This is a genomic window from Brevundimonas sp. (assembly GCF_003248455.1).
Classification (GTDB): domain Bacteria; phylum Pseudomonadota; class Alphaproteobacteria; order Caulobacterales; family Caulobacteraceae; genus Brevundimonas.
Map to the genome: position 1 here is coordinate 1 of NZ_QFNM01000014.1, position 16468 is coordinate 16468.

The window sequence follows — 16468 nt, forward strand, 5'->3', positions numbered from 1 at the left end:
CATCGCCGAGGTCATCGCCGAAATCTGCGCCCTGGTCGAGGGGCCGATCTCGGCCGAGGCCGTCTCGCTCGATTTCGAGACCATGGTCAAGGAGGGCGACAAGCTGGCCGCCATCGCCCCGAACGTGGTGGTGAAGCTGCCCCTGACCTGGGACGGGCTGCGCGCCTGCCGGGTCTTCTCCGACAAGGGCGTCAAGACCAACGTCACCCTGTGCTTCTCGGCCGCCCAGGCGCTGCTGGCCGCCAAGGCCGGCGCAACCTTCGTCTCGCCCTTCGTCGGCCGGCTGGAGGACAATGGCGCCGACGGCGTGGGTCTGCTGGAGGAAATCCGCGTCCTGTACGACGTCCACGGCTTCGAGACCCAGATTCTGGCTGCGTCCCTGCGCAACGTGGCCCACGTCGCCGCCGCCGCCGTCGCCGGATCGGACGCCGCCACCTTCGGCGCGGACACCTTCAAGGCCCTGGTGAACCACCCGTTAACCGACAAGGGGCTTGATGCCTTCGTGGCGGACTGGGCCAAGACCGGCCAGTCTATTCTGTAGCATCGCACGTTCCGGAGAGGTCTGTTGAGCGGCTCATTGGACCTTTTCGAAACGTCGGAAACGGACGCAACCCCGCATATCGGCGACGGGCTGCATTGGCCCGAGGTGCGCGGCTGGCTTCAGACCCATGCCCAGACCCTGCTGGACGACCGATCCCTGCTGGAAGAAATCGGGCTGCGGCCGCACGGGCGCAATGTGGTCGACTTCGGCGCCGCCGCCCTGACGCGGCTGGAAGCCGTCGCCGAGCGCGAGGCCGGCGCCCGGCGCGAGATCGAGATGATCGCCCGCGCCAACTTCGCCGCCCAGACCCAGACCCATGTCGCGACCCTGGACCTGATGGAGGCGCGCAACCACTCAGATCTTGCGCGGCGCCTGGACGTCGCGGCGCAAGGCCGCTTCGGCCTGGCCGGCGCCGCTATCGCCCTGGAAAAGCCTGGCGGCGTGCCCTTCGGCTGGCGCGCGCTGGAGGAAGGCGATGTCGATAATTTGCTGGGCGAGCACGGCCTGACCTGGCTGGGGCCGATGATCTCGGGATTGAATTTCTTCGGCGCGGCCGAGGATCGGGTGAAGTCCATCGCCCTGGTCCGCATGGCCCCGCACCTTACGCCGGGCGGCCCGCCGCGCCCCTGCATCTGCGCCTTCGGCTCGCCCGAACCCGAAGGATTCACCCCCACGATGGGCTGCGAACTGGCCGCCTTCCTGGCGCGGGTGGTCGAACGGATGGCCGAGCGATGGCCCGTTCTGAACTGAAAAGTCCTGAACTGAACAACGCGTCAGACGCCCTGCGCGCCTGGCTGGATCATCTGGCGCATGAGCGTCGGCTGTCGCCGCGCACCCTGGAGGCCTACGGCCATATCGGCCGGCTCTATGTCGCCTTCCTGGAGCGGCATCGCGGCGAGGCCCTGTCGCTGGCCGACCTGGGAACCGTCGCCGCCGCCGAGGTCCGCGCCCATATGGCCGAGCGGCGCCAAGGCTCAAAGGAGGCGGGCGATCATCCGCTGGCGGCCCGTTCGCTCAGCCAGACCCTGTCGGCCATTCGCGGCTTTCACGCCTTTCTGGACCGGCGACTGGACACGCCGGCGCCCCAGCTGGCCCTGGTGCGCGGTCCCAAGGCCAAGCCGTCCCTGCCCCGCCCCGTGACCGAGGATCAGGCGCGCGGCCTGCTGGCCGATCCCGACGCCGATCCCGACGCCGCACCGTGGGAGGCGGCGCGCGACCGCGCCGTCCTGACCCTGCTCTACGGCTGCGGCCTGCGGATTTCCGAAGGTTTGTCCCTGACGCGCGCTGAGGCTCCGTTCGGCGAGACGCTGCGCATCGTCGGCAAGGGATCAAAAACCCGCATCGTGCCGGTCCTGCCCGCCGTGCGACAGGCGGTGGATGCCTATCTGGCGCTCCAGCCCTTCCCGCTCCAGCCCGCCGACGCCCTGTTCCGCGCGCGGCGCGGCGGCCCTCTGAGCCCCCGCCACGTCCAGGCTTCGGTCCAGCGGCTACGCGGACGGCTGGGCCTGCCCGAACGCACCACGCCCCACGCCCTGCGCCACAGTTTCGCGACCCATCTGCTGGGCGCCGGGGCCGACCTGCGGTCGATCCAGGAACTGCTGGGCCACGCCAGCCTGTCCACGACCCAGAAATACACCGGCGTCGATGCGGACAGGCTGCTGAACGCCTATGCGGCGGCCCATCCTCGGGCCTGAAGCGCGCCTCAGCCCTTGCCGAACAGCTTGTTCCAGCGGCGCTTGTCGCGGGCCTTCCAGGCGCCGCGGTGATAGGCGTCGGAGCCGATCAGGGGAACGACGGTGGTGGCCTCGGCGAAGACCATCTGTTCGTGGGTGGTCTGGACCTTGCCCCAGGAGGCGGCTTCCTTGAGCGTGGACGACGAACAGGCGCCGTCGCGCACGTCGGCGACGGTGATCTGGACCGCATAGCGGTGCATTTCGGCCTCCACGCCCAGGATTTCGGCGCAGACGACGGTGTCCTGGGCGAAGTTCTTGGGCACGCCGCCGCCGACCATGAACAGGCCCGTCACGCCTGCCGCGATCTTGATGTCGGTCAGTTCGCGGAAGTCGGCGATGGCGTCCAGCATCAGATAGGGCTGGCCCGCCGCCGCCCGTTCCTTCTGGTGCTTGACCAGACCGAAGCCGGCCGAGGAATCGACGAAGGCCGGGCAGAAGATGGGCACGCCCTCTTCATACGCCGTCTGGATCAGAGAGCCGGGCTTCTTGGCGTTGCCCTCGGACAGCCATTTGCCCATTTCCCAGATGAACTCGCGGCTGGAATAGCCGCGCGGCTCCAGCCGGTTGGCGATCTCCAGAATGGTGTGATCGCAGGCCTGAAGCTCTTCCTCGTCGATATAGGTGTCGTAGATTCGGTCGATGTAGTTGTCGCGCAGGACGTTGTCGTCCACCTGGCCGGCGGCCTGATAGTGTCTGAAGCCCAGGGCCTCGAAGAAATCCATGTCGACGATGGAGGCGCCGGTGGCGACCACGGCGTCGACCATGCCGAACTTCACCATGTCGCGATAGACGTCCATGCAGCCGCCCGCCGAGGTCGAGCCGGCCAGGATCAGCCAGGGCGAACAGTCCTTGTCCTCGATGGCCATGGAGAAGATGTCGGCGGCGCGGGCGGTGTCGCGCGACGAGAAGCTCATCTTGCGCATCGAGTCGATGATCGGGCGCGCGTCGAAGCTGGTGATGTCGACGTGCTCGACGACATTTTGCAGCAGCTGGGCCTTCTGGTTGGACGAGACGGGTGCGTTCATTTCGGCGGTTTCCCTGTGATTTGAGCGCTCGAACAAGCAGACCTGCCGGGACGGAGCGACCGACAGGACCGATAGACTTCCAACACCCAGCCGTCACCCTCGGACTTGATCCGAGGGCCGGACGCGCCGCCACGACCATCCCGCAAGGGAGTCGCGCACGACCCGATCCTCGGGTCATGCCTGAGGATGACGGCTAGAGTTGGAGCGACCTACTTCCGGCGCGACTTGCGCTGGCCGGCCTTGCCCTTGGGGCGCGACAGGCGGACGACCTTTCGGGCGTTCTCTTCCGCCGTGGTGCGGACCGTGGGGATGGAGCGCGGGGCCAGGCCGTACAGCGAAGCCATCGGGGCGTCCTCGACCGCGGCGATGTCGTGTTCGCCATAGCCGTTGAAGCCTGTCGACATAGCCACGCCGTAAGCCCCCAGCATCCCGATCTCGATGAAATCGCCTTCGCGCACATCGGCCGGCAGCCAGAACGGGCCCGGCATGTGGTCGATGGAATCGCAGGTCGGACCGTAGAACTGGAAGGCCTTCAACTCGCCTGCGCTTTCGCCCCCATTTACGCTTTCTGGCCGCACCAGCTTGGTCGGGAAGGGCCAGCGCGAATGGGTCGCGTCGAACAGCGAGCCGTAAGACCCGTCGTTCAGGTACAGGGCGTCGCCCTTGCGCAGATCGACGCGAGCCAGGATCGACGAGGATTCGGCGACCAGCGCCCGGCCGGGCTCACACCACAGCTCGGTCGTCTCCGACACCGGCATCTCGTTGAAGCCGCGATGGATGGCGTCGGCGTATTCGCTCATGTCCGGCGGGACCATGCCCGGATAGACCGAGGGGAAGCCGCCGCCGACATCGACGATATCGACGATCACGCCCGCACGGCTGATCGAACGGCCGACCTGGGCCATCGCCGCCTGATAGGCGGTAGGGCGCATGCATTGCGAACCGACATGGAAGCTGACGCCCATCAGCCCGTCCTTGACGGCCTGGCGCGTGGCCAGCAGCAGGGCCGGGGCCTGGTCCGACGACACGCCGAACTTGCCCGAAAGCGTATAGGCCGCGCCATCGGCCGAAACGGCCATGCGCACGATCAGGTTCAGGTCGTCGGCGCCGCCGGTGGCGTCGAGAATCTTGTTCAGCTCTTCCACGCAATCCAGTGAGAAGGTGCGGACGCCGTGATCGAAATAGGCCTTGGCGATCGCAGAGCGGCTCTTGACCGGATGCATGAAGGCCAGGCGCACGTCATGGCTGACCGAACGGACCAGTTCGATCTCGGCGATGGACGCCACGTCGAAGGCGCGAACGCCCGCCTCGACCAGGGTCTCGATGACCCAGCGCGAAGGGTTGGCCTTCACAGCATAGAAGACGTCGGCCTTTAGATTATCCTGGAACCAGCGCGCCGCTACGGAAACCGAACGCGGCCGCACGAGGGCGACGGGACGTTCAGGGGACCGCTCACGGACCAGGTCCAGGGGAAACTGGTACGTGCGCAATTCACGTAACCCCCTGCCAATTGTTAACCCAGACCGGCGTTAGCAGCGCTTAACGGTTAGACCACGGGGTCCGCCGGAAGGCGCGATATGGGGACTTCGCACCGTCATGTAAAGTGGTAATTTCGTGGCGGGGCACGCATCCGGCCTGCGTGTCGCCCCGTGCACGAAGCGACGCACTGGACGAGATCGCGCCCGCCGTGCGATTAGGACTTGCCCAAACGCCTTCGTCGCGTCATGCGGCGCCCCTTCGCCACAGCCTCCTAGCGAGTTCATGAGTTCCTCCGCAGCCGCCGTCGCCCCCGGGCTAGTCCTGGCGCGTGACGTGTCGAAGACCTTCGGATCGCGAAAGGCGCTGGACGGCGTCTCGATTTCGGTCGCCTCGGGCGAGATGGTCGCCCTGATCGGTCCCTCCGGGTCCGGCAAGTCCACACTGCTGCGCTCCATCACCGGGCTTCAGTCCATCGACCCCGGCAAGGGGACCATCGAGGTCTTCGGCGAGACCGTGCAGAAGGACGGCCGCATGACCGGCGCGGTGCGCAGGGCGCGCGGCAAGCTGGGCATGATCTTCCAGCAGTTCAACCTGGTCGGCCGCCTTAGCCTGTTCTCCAACGTCATGCTGGGGGCGCTGGGCCGCCTGCCGTCGTGGCAGGGGCTGCTGGGCCTGTGGCCCCAGGCCGACAAGGACAAGGCGATGGCGGCCCTGCACCGCGTCGGCGTCTCGGACTACGCCGCCCAGCGCGCCAACACCCTATCGGGCGGCCAGCAGCAACGCGGCGCCATCGCCCGCGCCATCGTCCAGGGCGCCAAGGCCATCCTGGCCGACGAACCCGTGGCCTCGCTGGACCCGGTGTCCGCCCGCAAGGTGATGGAGCTGCTGGTCGAGTTGAACAAGCGCGACGGCATGGGGGTGATCGTCACCCTGCACCAGGTCGATTACGCCATCCGCTATTGCGACCGGGTCATCGCGCTCCAGGGCGGCAAGATCGTCTACGACGGCCCCTCCACGGCGCTGGACCAAAAGCGCCTGATCGAAATCTACGGTCCCGAATTCGAGGATGCGTTCTGGGAGACCAAGGCATGAGCCTGTTCCGTAATGCCGCCGCTCGCCGCCTGTTCGCGGCGGCTGGCGCGGCCGCGATTATCCTGGGCCTGGCCGCCTGCGGCGGCGGCGAGGACAAGCAGGCCGCTGACGGCGCGCCCAGCGAGATCACCTTCTCCATCCTGTCGGCGGAAGGCCAGGCCTCGGCCGGCCCGCTGTGGCAGCCGCTGCTGGACGACATGTCCAAGGCCATCGGCGTGCCGGTGAAACCCTATTTCGGCTCGAACTACACGGTTCTGGTCGAGGCCATGCGCGGCAACCACACCCAGGTCGGCTGGTTCTCAGCCAAGCCCGAGGTCGAGGCCATCGACCGCGCCAAGGCCGAGGTCATCGCCCGCACCGTCAACCGCGAAGGGCTGGACAGCTATCAGTCGACCCTGATCGTCAAGAAGGGTTCGGGCATCACCCTGGACAAGGTCCTGGCCTGCGGCAAGCAGTACAATTTCGGCATCGGCGACGCACAGTCGACCTCGGGCACCCTGGCGCCGCTGACCTTCCTGTTCAATCCGCGCGGCGTCGTGCCGGCCCAGTGCTTCAAGACCGTGCGCTCGGCCAATCACCAGGCCAACGCCTTTGGCGTGGCGACGGGCGTGATCGACGTGGCGACCTCCAACAGCGTCAACACCCTGTTCATGCGCAAGGAGAACCCGCAGTTGGCCGGGCAGATCGAGGAGATTTGGACCTCGCCCCCCATTCCCGAAAGCGGCATCGTCGTGCGTGAGGACCTGGATCCGGCGCTGAAGGAAAAGATCCGCAGCTTCTTCCTGACCTACGGCCAGGGAGAGGGCGCCGAGGCCGAGCGCCAGCGCAAGATTCTGGCGGACCTGGAGTATTCGCGCTTCGCCGCCGCCGACGACAGCTATCTGGACCCGGTGCGCGAGATGATCGCCGATCAGAAGCTGGGCGAGGCCCGCGCCAAGGGCGACACAGCCGGGGCCGCCGCCGCCGAGCGCGAGCTTCAACGCCTGCGCAGCCTGCGCGAGGTTCGGCCTTGACCGCAGCCGTGACGCCCGTCGCCATTCCGGCGGCGCCGAAGAAATCGACCCTGGCCTGGGTCGCCGACATCCTGGTGTGGGGCGGCGTCGCGGCCGTCCTGCTCTACAGCATCGACGCGGTGGACCTGGGCAACATCTCGCGCCTGTTCGCCGGCAACGACAGCACCCAACTGTTCGTCCACGACCTGATGCGGCCCGACTTCTCCGACTGGAGGATGTTCGTCGCCAAGATGTGGGAGACGATCCAGATCGCCCTGTGGGGCACCTTCCTGGCCGTGATCCTGGGCATTCCGCTGGGTCTGGCGGCGGCGCGCAACATCGCCCCCGTCTGGATCGTGACGCCGGTGCGCTGGATCATGAACCTGCTGCGTTCGGTGCCGGACCTGGTGATCGGCCTGCTGTTCGTGACCGCCGTGGGCCTGGGGCCGCTGGCCGGCGTCCTGGCCATCACCCTGAACACCGCCGGCGTGCTGGCCAAACTGTTCTCGGAAGCCGTGGAATCCATCGACAAGGGGCCGGTCGAAGGCGTGCGCGCCACAGGCGCCGGCAAGCTGCACGAGATCGTCTGGGGCGTCCTGCCGCAGGTGGCGCCGCTGTGGACCTCGTTCGCCCTCTATCGCTTCGAATCCAACAGTCGTTCGGCGACGGTGCTGGGTCTGATCGGCGCCGGCGGCATCGGCCAGGTGCTGTTCGACAGCATGAACGCCTTCGACTTCCGCGCCGTCTCGGCCATCGTCATCGTCGTCGTGGTCGCCGTGACCCTGATCGACACCCTGTCGCAGGTCATGCGCCGCCGCCTGCTGTGACGGACCGCCGAACGGCGACAAAAACCGTCACAAACCTCTGGTCTAAGCGTCGCGAAATCGAGGCTCAGGGAGAGCGACTGATGATCCGTTCACTGAAATGCGCCGTGGCGACCGCCGCCCTCATGGTCCTGGCGGCCTGCGGAGACGGCGGGGCGGGCGGTTCGCCCTCGGGCGCCCGTTCCGGCATCTGGGCGGCGGGATCGTCCACCGTCTTCCCGTTCGCCACGCGCGTCGCCGAAACCTTCGCCCGCACGTCGGGCGGCGGCGCCCCGCGCGTCGAATCGCTGGGCACCGGCGGCGGCATCCAGGCCTTCTGCCAGGGCGTCGGCCCCAACACCCCGGACATCGCCAACGCTTCGCGCCAGATGAAGGCGTCCGAATTCGACCTGTGCGCCAAGAACGGCGTCACCGAGATCGTCGAGATCAAGATCGGCTTCGACGGCATCGTCATCGCCACCGCCCGCAACGGCAATGGCTTCAACTTCGAACTGAACGACCTCTACGAAGGCCTGGCCAAGGAAGTGCCGGGTCCCGACGGGACCTTCGTCGCCAACCCCGCCAAGACCTGGAACCAGGTCAACCCCGGCCTGCCGAACCAGCGCATCCAGGTCTATGGCCCGCCGCCCACCTCGGGCACGCGCGACGCCTTCCTGGAACTGGGCATGACGCCGGGCGCCAAACTGGTGCCCGCGGTCAAGGCCATCGAGGGCGACGAGGACCGTTTCGAGGCCATCGCCCACACCCTGCGCGAGGACGGCGCCTGGATCGACTCGGGCGAGAACGACAACGCCATCGTCCAGACCCTGACCCGCACACCGGGCTCGCTGGGCGTGTTCGGTTATTCCTTCCTGGAGCAGAACCTCGATACGGTGAAGGCCGAAACCATCGACGGCGTCGCCCCAACCGCCGACACCATCGCCAGCGGCGCCTATCCGCTGTCGCGCAGCCTCTACATCTATGTGAAGAAGGCCCACATCGGCGTCATTCCGGGCCTGCAGCAGTTCGTGCAGGAGTTCCTGTCGGAAGGTTCGGCCGGCAAGGGCGGCTATCTGGCCGACCGCGGCCTGATCCCGCTGCCGGAGGATCAGCTTCAGGCCCAGCGCGCCGTCATCGCCGCCATGACCCCGATGTCGCGCCCGGCCCATTAGGACGGAACCGACAGTTCTCCCGCCCCTTTCTTTCGCCGGACCGCACCGGCTAGAAGGGGCGGCATAGCTGTCAGGAAACATCGATGACCTCCACGCCCGCGCGCCTGCGCAAGGCCGTACTGCCCGTCGCGGGCCTCGGCACCCGCGTTCTTCCCGGCACCAAGACGACGCCCAAGGAGCTGCTGAACGTCGTCGACCGGCCGATCCTGTCCTATATCGTCGAAGAGGCGCGCGAGGCGGGGATCGAGCACATCGTCTTCGTCACCGGCCGCTCCAAGGGCGCCATCGAGGACTATTTCGATCACCAGATCGAGCTGGAGGCCCAGCTCCAGGCCAAGGGCAAGACCGAAATCCTGGAGATGATGAACGCCGAACTGGCCTCGGCCGGGGAGATGAGCTTCACCCGTCAGATGCAGCCCAAGGGCCTGGGCCACGCCGTCTGGTGCGCGCGCGACATCGTCGGCCACGAGCCCTTCGCCGTCATCCTGCCGGACGTCATCGTGGACGGTCAGCCCGGCGCCCTGAAACAACTGGTCGAGGTCTACGCGGAGACCGGCGGAAATCTGATCGGGGTGGAATCGGTCGATATCGAACAGGCCCACAAATACGGCATCGTCGATCCGGCCGCCCGCGACGGAAACCGCATCACCATGAAGGGGATGGTCGAAAAACCCGCCCCCGGCACCGCCCCGTCCAACCTGTCGATCGCGGGCCGCTACATCCTTCAGCCGGAAATCTTCGACCTCCTGGCGACCCAGGAGCGGGGGGCCGGCAACGAAATCCAGCTGACCGACGCCATGGCCCGGCTGATGGCGCATCAGGCCTTCACCGCCGTCGAATACGCCGGCGTGACCCACGACTGCGGCGACAAGATCGGGCTGCTGCGCGCCAACGTCGCCCTGGCCCTGAAACGCCCCGACCTGGGCGAGGCGGCGCGCACGGCGGTTTCGGCGCTGCTTTGACCTTGGGCAATGCGGCGGGGGTTCCGGTTCGCCGCGCCCCCTGCTAACCCTCCGCGCACATCATCAGGAGACGAACCATGGCCGCTTCCGAGGGCTGGGACATGCCGACCGGCGAACTCATGAAGGGCAAGAAGGGCCTGATCATGGGGGTGGCCAACGCTTCCTCCATCGCCTGGGGCATCGCCTCGCAATTGGCAGCCCAGGGCGCCGAACTGGCCTTCACCTATCTGGGCGAGGGGCTGGAGCGCCGTGTGCGCCCGCTGGCCGAAAGCGTGGGCGCCAGACTGCTGATCCAGGCCGACGTCGCCGACGACGTCTCCATGGACAAGGCTTTCGCCGAGTTGGAGAAGGAATTCGGAACCATCGACTTCGTGGTCCACTCGGTCGCCTTCGCCAACAAGGACGAATTGAAAGGCAGCTTCGTCGACAACACCACGCGCGACGGCTTCCTGCTGGCCATGAACATCTCGGCCTTCAGCTTCGTGGACGTGGCGCGCCGCTCGGCCAAGCTGATGCCGAATGGGGGTTCGATGATCACCCTGACCTATCTGGGGTCCGAGCGGGTCATTCCGAACTACAACACCATGGGCGTGGCCAAGGCGGCGCTGGAAGCCGCGACCCGCTATATCGCGCGCGACCTGGGGCCGAAGAACATCCGCGTCAACGCCATCTCGGCCGGAGCCATGCGCACCCTGTCGCTGGCCGGCATCTCGGGCGGGCGGGGCCAGCATTCCAAGTCGGCCCAGTTCTCCCTCATCAAGGAGGAGACCTCGATGGAGGGCGTCGCCGGGGCGGCCCTGTGGCTGTGTTCCGACCTGGGGCGTTCGACCACCGGCGAAGTGGTTCACGTCGACGCAGGCTTCCACGCCGTGGGCCTGCCGGAAGACATCGAGGGCTGATCCGGCTCTTCCGGGTTTCACGACGACGGTTTAAGGCCGGGGCATGACTGCTCCGGCCTTTTCCGCACGCGCCCTGCCCCCGTCCGTCTTTTCGTCCGCCGCCGTGGCGACCGTCGTCGGGTTCGGCGGCACGGTGGCCCTTGTGGTCCAGGCGGGACAGGCCCTGGGCGCCGCGCCGGTCCAGATCGTCTCCATGGTGACGGCGCTCTGCCTGGGCATCGGCCTGACGGGCATGGGGCTGAGCTGGGCGGTGAAAACGCCTGTGGTCCTGGCCTGGTCCACGCCGGGCGCGGCGCTTTTGGCCGCATCGGCCCTGGGGCTGGGCTGGGCCAATGCGGTCGGCGCCTTCGTCGTCGCGGCCGTGCTGATGATCCTGACGGGCCTTCTGCCGGTCCTGGGTCGATTGGCCCAGAGGATACCGCCCGCCATCGCCTCGGCCATGCTGGCGGGGGTTCTGCTGCCCTTCGTCCTGCGTCTGTTCAAGGCGGCGCCCGAGGCGCTGACCCTGGCTGTCGCCCTGCTCGGCGTGTTTCTCGTCATGCGGCGGCTATGGCCGGCCTGGGCCCTGCCGGCGGTGCTGGCCGCAGCCTTCACGATCCTGGCCCTGACGGGCCGAGTGGAACTGCCCGCAGGCACGGGCCTGTTCGGGACGCTGGCGCCCGTCACGCCGACCTTCGACTGGAAGGCGGCGATCAGCCTGGGTCTGCCGCTGTTCCTGGTCACGCTGGCCTCCCAGAATCTTCCCGGATTGGTGGTGCTGAAGGCCGCCGGCTACGCCCCGCCGGCCGGCCGGCTGATCCTGGCGACGGGCCTGGCCAGTCTGGCGGCGGCGCCGTTCGGAGCGCACGGGGTCAATGTGGCCGCGATCACCGCCGCCCTGTGCACCGGGCCGGACGCCCATCCCGACGCGGACCGGCGATGGGTCGTGGGCGTCATCTATGGGGCCTTCTATCTGGCGGTCGCCCTGTTCGCCGCCCCCCTGGCCGGACTGTTCATCGCCATGCCGTCCGCCATCCTGGCCATCATCACCGGCCTGGCCCTGGTCGCGCCTCTGTCAGGGGCGCTGGAGACCATGCTGAGCGACAGCGGCGAACGAGAGGCGGCGGTGCTGACCTTCGCCGCCACGGGATCGGGCCTGGCCCTGTTCGGCGTAGGATCGGCCTTCTGGGGGCTGATCGTGGGCTTTGCGGCCCTGATGGCGAAACGCTGGATCAGACCGACGGCCCGACCCAGCGTTCACATCCTGTCCGACCCGTCAGGCCCGACGCGATCTTAGTCGCGCAGCGACGTCGGCACCTGGCCGCCGTTTTCGGCCAGCTTCCGCCAGACGGCCTTGGACAGGGCGATGTTCTGTTCGGCCGAGCCGTGCTCGCCGGCGTGGACGTTCAGCTCCTCGGCCAGGTCCTTCCGCGCCGACAGGCTGGAATCCAGATCCAGCAGCTTCAACAGATCGACGATTGAGGTGCGCCAGTTGCCGCCGCCGCCCTTGGACGCCGCCAGATCGCTGAGCACCGCTTCGACATCGACGGGCGCCAGCGTGGGGGCAGGGGCGGCAGTGGGCGCGGCGCCGGGGACGGGCGGGGCGCCGGCGGCGGGCGTCTGTTGCGGGGCCGGCTTGGGCTTGTGGCCCGTGATCTTGTTCCAGATCGAAGAGAAGATACCCATGAGTTCGCGCTCCTGTTGATGCGTTTCGATAATGCCCAGAGGCCGCGACGGTTCAGTGACGCCGCAAAGCTTCCGCCCCGGCGTCCGGGTTCGGCGGCCTCAGCTTCTGGCCGGGATTTCCAGGCCGCGCTGCACGGCCGGCCGGGCCAGCCCCCGCTCCAGCCAGGCGGCGACGCGGGGGAAGTCGGAAAAGCCCACGATCTCGCCCGCTTCGTAAAAGCCGATCAGATTGCGCACCCACCCCAGCGCAGCGACATCGGCGATGGAGTAGTCGTCCACTATCCAGTCCCGGTCCTTCAACCGCGTCTCCAGCACGCCCAGCAGGCGGCGGCTTTCGGCGACGTAGCGGTCCCGCGGACGCTTGTCCTCGTAATCCTTGCCGGCGAAGCGGTGGAAGAAGCCCAGTTGGCCGAACATCGGGCCTATGGCGCCCATCTGGAACATGACCCACTGGAGCGTCTCGTAGCGGGTCGCCGGATCGGCCGAGAGCAGCTGGCCGGCCTTTTCCGCCAGATAGATCAGGATGGCGCCGGATTCGAACAGGCCCAGCGGCCTGCCTCCCGGCCCGTTCGGATCGATGATGGCGGGAATCTTGCCATTGGGGTTCAGCGACAGGAACTCCGGCCCCCAAGTCTCGTTGGCCATGATGTCGACCAGGTGCGGCTCGTACGGCAGGCCGATCTCTTCCAGCATGATCGAGACCTTCACCCCGTTGGGCGTCGGCAGGGAATAGAGCTGGATCCGGCCCGGATGCCGCGCCGGCCAGCGGCGGGTGATGGGAAAGGCGGACAGGTCGGTCATTGGGCGGGCCTCCGGCGGTTAGACCCACATGTCGGGAGGACGCCGCCATTTGGCAACCGCCCCAGGCGCGGTTGATCGCAAGCTTGTGTCTGGAACCGAACACGTCCAGGCGCCAAGCTTGGCCGTGACCGCTGATCGGTCGCATCAAGGGAGACGCCCGATGGCGCACAAGTTCGAAGTCTATCAGGACAAGGCCGGCGAATACCGCGTCCGCTTCAAATACAACGCCGAGGTCATCTTCTCGACCGAAGGGTATTCCGACAAGTCGGGCGCCAAGCGGGCGATCGAATCCATCAAGAAACACGTCGGCGACGCGCCCGTCGAAGACGCATAGGGGCGACGCCCCTAGTCGGGTTCGCGCTCGCCCACCTGGGTCGGCGGCACGGCGACCAGCCAGCCGTCGGCCAGATGCAGTTCGGGCGTCGCCGCCTTGGTGAAAGGCAGGTACCAGGTCGGTCCGCCCGTCGCCGGGGCGATCTCCAGCATGTCGTCGGCGCCGAAGTTCTGGACCGACTTGACCGCGCCCAGGACGGCGCCGGCCACGTCGCGGACCTCCACGCCGATCAGATCGGCCAGGTAGAATTCGTCCTCGTCCGGTTCGGGGAAGCGGTCGCGGGGGACGTGAAGCTTCAGGCCGCGCAGGGCGTCGGCCTGTTCCTTGGTGGCGATCTCCTTGGCCCGACCGACGACGCCGTTCTTGTCGGGCCGGGTCGCGGTCAGGGTCAGGGCCACGGTCCCGTCGGCGCGCAGCAGCGGGCCATAGGCGGTCAGGGCCAGGGGGTCGGCGGTGAAGGCCGTGACCCGCACCTCCCCCCGAACCCCGAAACCGCCGCCGACCTGGCCGACGAGGATGAGTCTGCTGCTGTCCTGGGTCATGTCGATCCTTAGCGCATGAAAAAGGCGGCGCCGAAAGACGCCGCCCTGATCATCGACGAGGCGAAAGGCTCAGCCTTCAGCCTTTTCCTCGGTCGCTTCCTCGGCGGCCGGGGCGTCTTCGGCGGCGGCTTCCGCAGCCGGCGTTTCTTCGGCGGCCGGGGCGGCCGCAGCGGCTTCGGCTTCGGCCTTGGCGGCGGCGGCGGCCTCAGCGGCCTCGGCCTTGGCGGCGGCTTCGGCTTCCAGGCGGTCGGCTTCGCGCTGGGCGCGCTCGGCGGCGCGTTCCTGCGCCTTCTTGCCCGGCTGGGCCTTGTTGGGGTTCTGGCCTTGCGTCCACTTCACCTTGGCGCCCAGGGTCTCGTCCTGCGACAGGAAGCGGGCGACGCGGTCGGTCGGCTGGGCGCCCTTGCCGAGCCATTCGGCGATACGCTCGACCTTCAGGGCGACGCGGGGCTGGGCGCCGTCCTTGGGCAGCATCGGGTTGTAGCTGCGAGTGCGAGTCGGCGACGACGATGTGGTAGTAAGGACGCTTCTTGGCGCCGCCGCGGGCCAGACGAATCTTCAGCATTTTCAGTCTCTTTCTAGATTATTTTTTCTTGGGGAAACCCGGCAGCCCCGGAAGGCCGCCCGGCAGGTTCGGGAGTTGACCGCCGCCCAGACCCGCCAAGCGGTCCTGCACGGCCTTCAATTCATCGGCGCTGGGTTCGGGCATCTTGCCGCCGCCCAGGGCCTTCAATCGGTTCAGGTCGGCGCCGCCCATGCCGGGCATTCCGCCGCCGCCGAGACCGCCGAGCATGGCGGCCATCTGCTGCATCTTCTTGGGTCCGCCGCGCGCCATCGACTTGACCACATCGGCCATCTGGCGGTGCTGTTTCAGAACCCGGTTCACGTCCTGCACATCGACGCCGGCGCCGGCGGCGATGCGCTTCTTGCGGCTGGCGTTCAGCAGGTCCGGCTTCTTGCGCTCGGCCTTGGTCATCGAGGAGATGATGGCTTCCTGGCGCAGGATCATGCGGTCGTCGATGCCGCTTTCGGCCATCTGGCCCTTCATCTTGGCCACGCCGGGCAGCATGCCCATGATGCCCTGAAGCCCGCCCATCCGCTTCATCTGTTGAAGCTGGGCCGCCAGGTCGTCCAGGTCGAACTGACCCTTGGCCAGCTTCCGGGCCATCTTCTCGGCCTTGGCCTGGTCCAGGTCCTGGCTGGCCTTTTCCACCAGGGCGACGATGTCGCCCTGGCCCAGAATGCGGCCGGCGACGCGGCGGGCGTCGAACACGTCCAGCGCATCGACCTTCTCGCCGGCGCCCAGATATTTGATCGGCAGGCCGGTGACGGCCCGCATCGACAGCATGGCGCCGCCGCGCCCGTCGCCGTCGGCGCGGGTCAGGACCAGGCCGGTCAGGGGCAGGCGCTCATGGAAGGCCTTGGCGGTGCGGACCGCGTCCTGGCCGGTCAGGCTGTCGGCGACCAGCAGGGTCTCGACCGGCTTGGAAATCTCGGCGACCTCGGCCACCTCGTTCATCAGCCCCTCGTCCAGGGTGATGCGGCCGGCGGTGTCCAGGATCAGGACGTCGAAACCCTGCAGCTTGGCCGATTGCAGCGCCCGGCGGGTGATCTGGACCGCGCTTTCGCCGGCCACGATCGGCAGGGTCGCGACCTCGATCTGCTTGCCCAGGGTGGCCAGCTGCTCCATCGCGGCCGGCCGGCGCGTATCGAGGGATGCAAGCATGACCTTCTTGCGGTCGAACTTGGTCAGGCGCAGCGCCAGCTTGGCCGAGGTCGTGGTCTTGCCCGAGCCCTGCAGGCCGGCCATCAGCACGACGGCGGGCGGATTGGCGTTGGTGTTGAGCGGGACCGGCTCTTCGCCGCCCAGCATCTCGATCAGGCCGTCATAGACGATCTTGACCACTTGGTCGGCCGGCTTGACCGAACGGATGACCTCTTCGCCGGTGGCGCGCTCGGTGGCGAAGGCGATGAAGTCCTTGACGACCGGCAGGGCGACATCGGCCTCCAGCAAGGCCACGCGCACTTCGCGCATCGCCTCGGCCACATCCTTTTCGGACAGGGCGCCGCGCCCGGTGATCCGGTCGAAGACGCCTGTCAGCCGCTCGTTCAGAGCCTCGAACATTCACTACCTCATATCGACGGGTGAAACGGCTCCATACGACAACGGCCCCCGGCGACGATCACGTCGGCGGGGGGCTCTCGCCCACCTCGTTCTCTTTATAGCGGGCTATCGGCCTTGCGGCCTGCTTGAGCCCGAACGGGCCGTGCTCAAGCAGCGCGGAGCGCGGTAGCACGACAAAAAGAGCTGTCGTGTGGGTGGAGACGCGAGGTTCACTTGCGTCGGAAGCGGCGGCTTATGAAGGAAAACCGGCGGCAAGGCAACCGCAGCAAGCAATCGACATATAAGGCGCGGCATAAGGCTGGC

The 16468-nt window shown here is 67.7% G+C and carries 17 protein-coding genes and 1 pseudogene; 11 read left to right on the plus strand and 7 right to left on the minus strand.

The window, feature by feature from the left end:
* The 3 genes from DI624_RS06785 to DI624_RS06795 all read left to right on the plus strand — a co-directional run.
* Nucleotides 1-541: transaldolase family protein (locus tag DI624_RS06785; RefSeq protein WP_291536950.1), on the plus strand; the 541-nt coding region annotated here is incomplete at its 5' end.
* A 36-nt stretch (nucleotides 542-577) separates the two neighbouring features.
* Nucleotides 578-1291, plus strand: a complete 714-nt coding sequence (locus tag DI624_RS06790; protein ID WP_291537057.1) for a DUF484 family protein — start codon at nucleotides 578-580, stop codon at nucleotides 1289-1291.
* Nucleotides 1273-2235 carry a tyrosine recombinase XerC gene (locus tag DI624_RS06795; protein WP_291536952.1) on the plus strand — a complete coding sequence of 321 codons (963 nt, stop codon included), beginning with the start codon at nucleotides 1273-1275 and terminating at the stop codon, nucleotides 2233-2235. The genes DI624_RS06790 and DI624_RS06795 overlap by 19 nt, the downstream gene beginning before the upstream one ends.
* 8 nt (nucleotides 2236-2243) lie before the next feature.
* Here the strand turns inward: DI624_RS06795 and DI624_RS06800 are convergent, their stop codons facing one another.
* A complete protein-coding gene (locus tag DI624_RS06800; RefSeq protein ID WP_291536955.1) occupies nucleotides 2244-3335 on the minus strand; it encodes a deoxyhypusine synthase in 1092 nt (363 codons plus the stop codon).
* 173 nt (nucleotides 3336-3508) lie between these two features.
* Nucleotides 3509-4789 carry a type III PLP-dependent enzyme gene (locus DI624_RS06805; RefSeq protein ID WP_291536957.1) on the minus strand — a complete coding sequence of 427 codons (1281 nt, stop codon included), beginning with the start codon at nucleotides 4787-4789 and terminating at the stop codon, nucleotides 3509-3511.
* Nucleotides 4790-5060: 271 nt separating this feature from the next.
* Between DI624_RS06805 and phnC the strand changes: the two genes are divergently transcribed.
* The 7 genes from phnC to DI624_RS06840 all read left to right on the plus strand — a co-directional run bounded on the left by phnC (nucleotide 5061) and on the right by DI624_RS06840 (nucleotide 11974).
* Nucleotides 5061-5870: a phosphonate ABC transporter ATP-binding protein gene (phnC, locus tag DI624_RS06810; protein WP_291536958.1), complete on the plus strand. Its 810-nt coding sequence runs from the start codon at nucleotides 5061-5063 to the stop codon at nucleotides 5868-5870.
* Nucleotides 5867-6883, plus strand: coding sequence for a phosphate/phosphite/phosphonate ABC transporter substrate-binding protein (gene phnD / locus DI624_RS06815; protein WP_291536959.1), 1017 nt, complete (start codon nucleotides 5867-5869; stop codon nucleotides 6881-6883). Before phnC ends, phnD begins: the two co-directional genes overlap by 4 nt.
* Nucleotides 6880-7689, plus strand: a complete 810-nt coding sequence (phnE, locus tag DI624_RS06820; protein ID WP_291536960.1) for a phosphonate ABC transporter, permease protein PhnE — start codon at nucleotides 6880-6882, stop codon at nucleotides 7687-7689. Before phnD ends, phnE begins: the two co-directional genes overlap by 4 nt.
* Before the next feature lie 80 nt (nucleotides 7690-7769).
* Nucleotides 7770-8837, plus strand: coding sequence for a substrate-binding domain-containing protein (locus DI624_RS06825; protein ID WP_291536962.1), 1068 nt, complete (start codon nucleotides 7770-7772; stop codon nucleotides 8835-8837).
* A gap of 83 nt (nucleotides 8838-8920) precedes the next feature.
* A complete protein-coding gene (galU, locus tag DI624_RS06830) occupies nucleotides 8921-9799 on the plus strand; it encodes a UTP--glucose-1-phosphate uridylyltransferase GalU (RefSeq protein ID WP_291536963.1) in 879 nt (292 codons plus the stop codon).
* Between the two features lie 101 nt (nucleotides 9800-9900).
* Nucleotides 9901-10698, plus strand: a complete 798-nt coding sequence (locus DI624_RS06835; protein WP_291537058.1) for an enoyl-ACP reductase — start codon at nucleotides 9901-9903, stop codon at nucleotides 10696-10698.
* Nucleotides 10699-10741: 43 nt separating this feature from the next.
* On the plus strand, nucleotides 10742-11974 hold the full coding sequence (locus DI624_RS06840) for a benzoate/H(+) symporter BenE family transporter (protein WP_291536964.1): 1233 nt from the start codon (nucleotides 10742-10744) through the stop codon (nucleotides 11972-11974).
* On the opposite strand, the gene DI624_RS06845 is transcribed toward DI624_RS06840, so the two are convergent.
* Nucleotides 11971-12363, minus strand: a complete 393-nt coding sequence (locus DI624_RS06845; protein ID WP_291536965.1) for a DUF3597 family protein — start codon at nucleotides 12361-12363, stop codon at nucleotides 11971-11973. The two genes, DI624_RS06840 and DI624_RS06845, sit on opposite strands and share 4 nt — an antisense overlap.
* Before the next feature lie 99 nt (nucleotides 12364-12462).
* On the minus strand, nucleotides 12463-13164 hold the full coding sequence (locus DI624_RS06850; RefSeq protein ID WP_291536966.1) for a glutathione S-transferase N-terminal domain-containing protein: 702 nt from the start codon (nucleotides 13162-13164) through the stop codon (nucleotides 12463-12465).
* A gap of 160 nt (nucleotides 13165-13324) precedes the next feature.
* Between DI624_RS06850 and DI624_RS06855 the strand changes: the two genes are divergently transcribed.
* Nucleotides 13325-13498, plus strand: coding sequence for a DUF1508 domain-containing protein (locus DI624_RS06855; protein ID WP_291536967.1), 174 nt, complete (start codon nucleotides 13325-13327; stop codon nucleotides 13496-13498).
* An 11-nt stretch (nucleotides 13499-13509) separates the two neighbouring features.
* Here DI624_RS06855 and rimM read toward each other — a convergent pair whose 3' ends face one another.
* From rimM to ffh, 3 genes and pseudogenes are all read right to left on the minus strand, one after another.
* Entirely contained in the window at nucleotides 13510-14040 is a 531-nt protein-coding gene (gene rimM / locus DI624_RS06860; RefSeq protein WP_291536970.1) for a ribosome maturation factor RimM, read from the minus strand.
* A 69-nt stretch (nucleotides 14041-14109) separates the two neighbouring features.
* Nucleotides 14110-14605 (minus strand): annotated as a pseudogene (gene rpsP, locus DI624_RS06865) (30S ribosomal protein S16).
* 18 nt (nucleotides 14606-14623) lie between these two features.
* A complete protein-coding gene (gene ffh, locus DI624_RS06870) occupies nucleotides 14624-16165 on the minus strand; it encodes a signal recognition particle protein (protein WP_291536972.1) in 1542 nt (513 codons plus the stop codon).
* Between the last annotated feature and the right edge of the window lie 303 nt (nucleotides 16166-16468).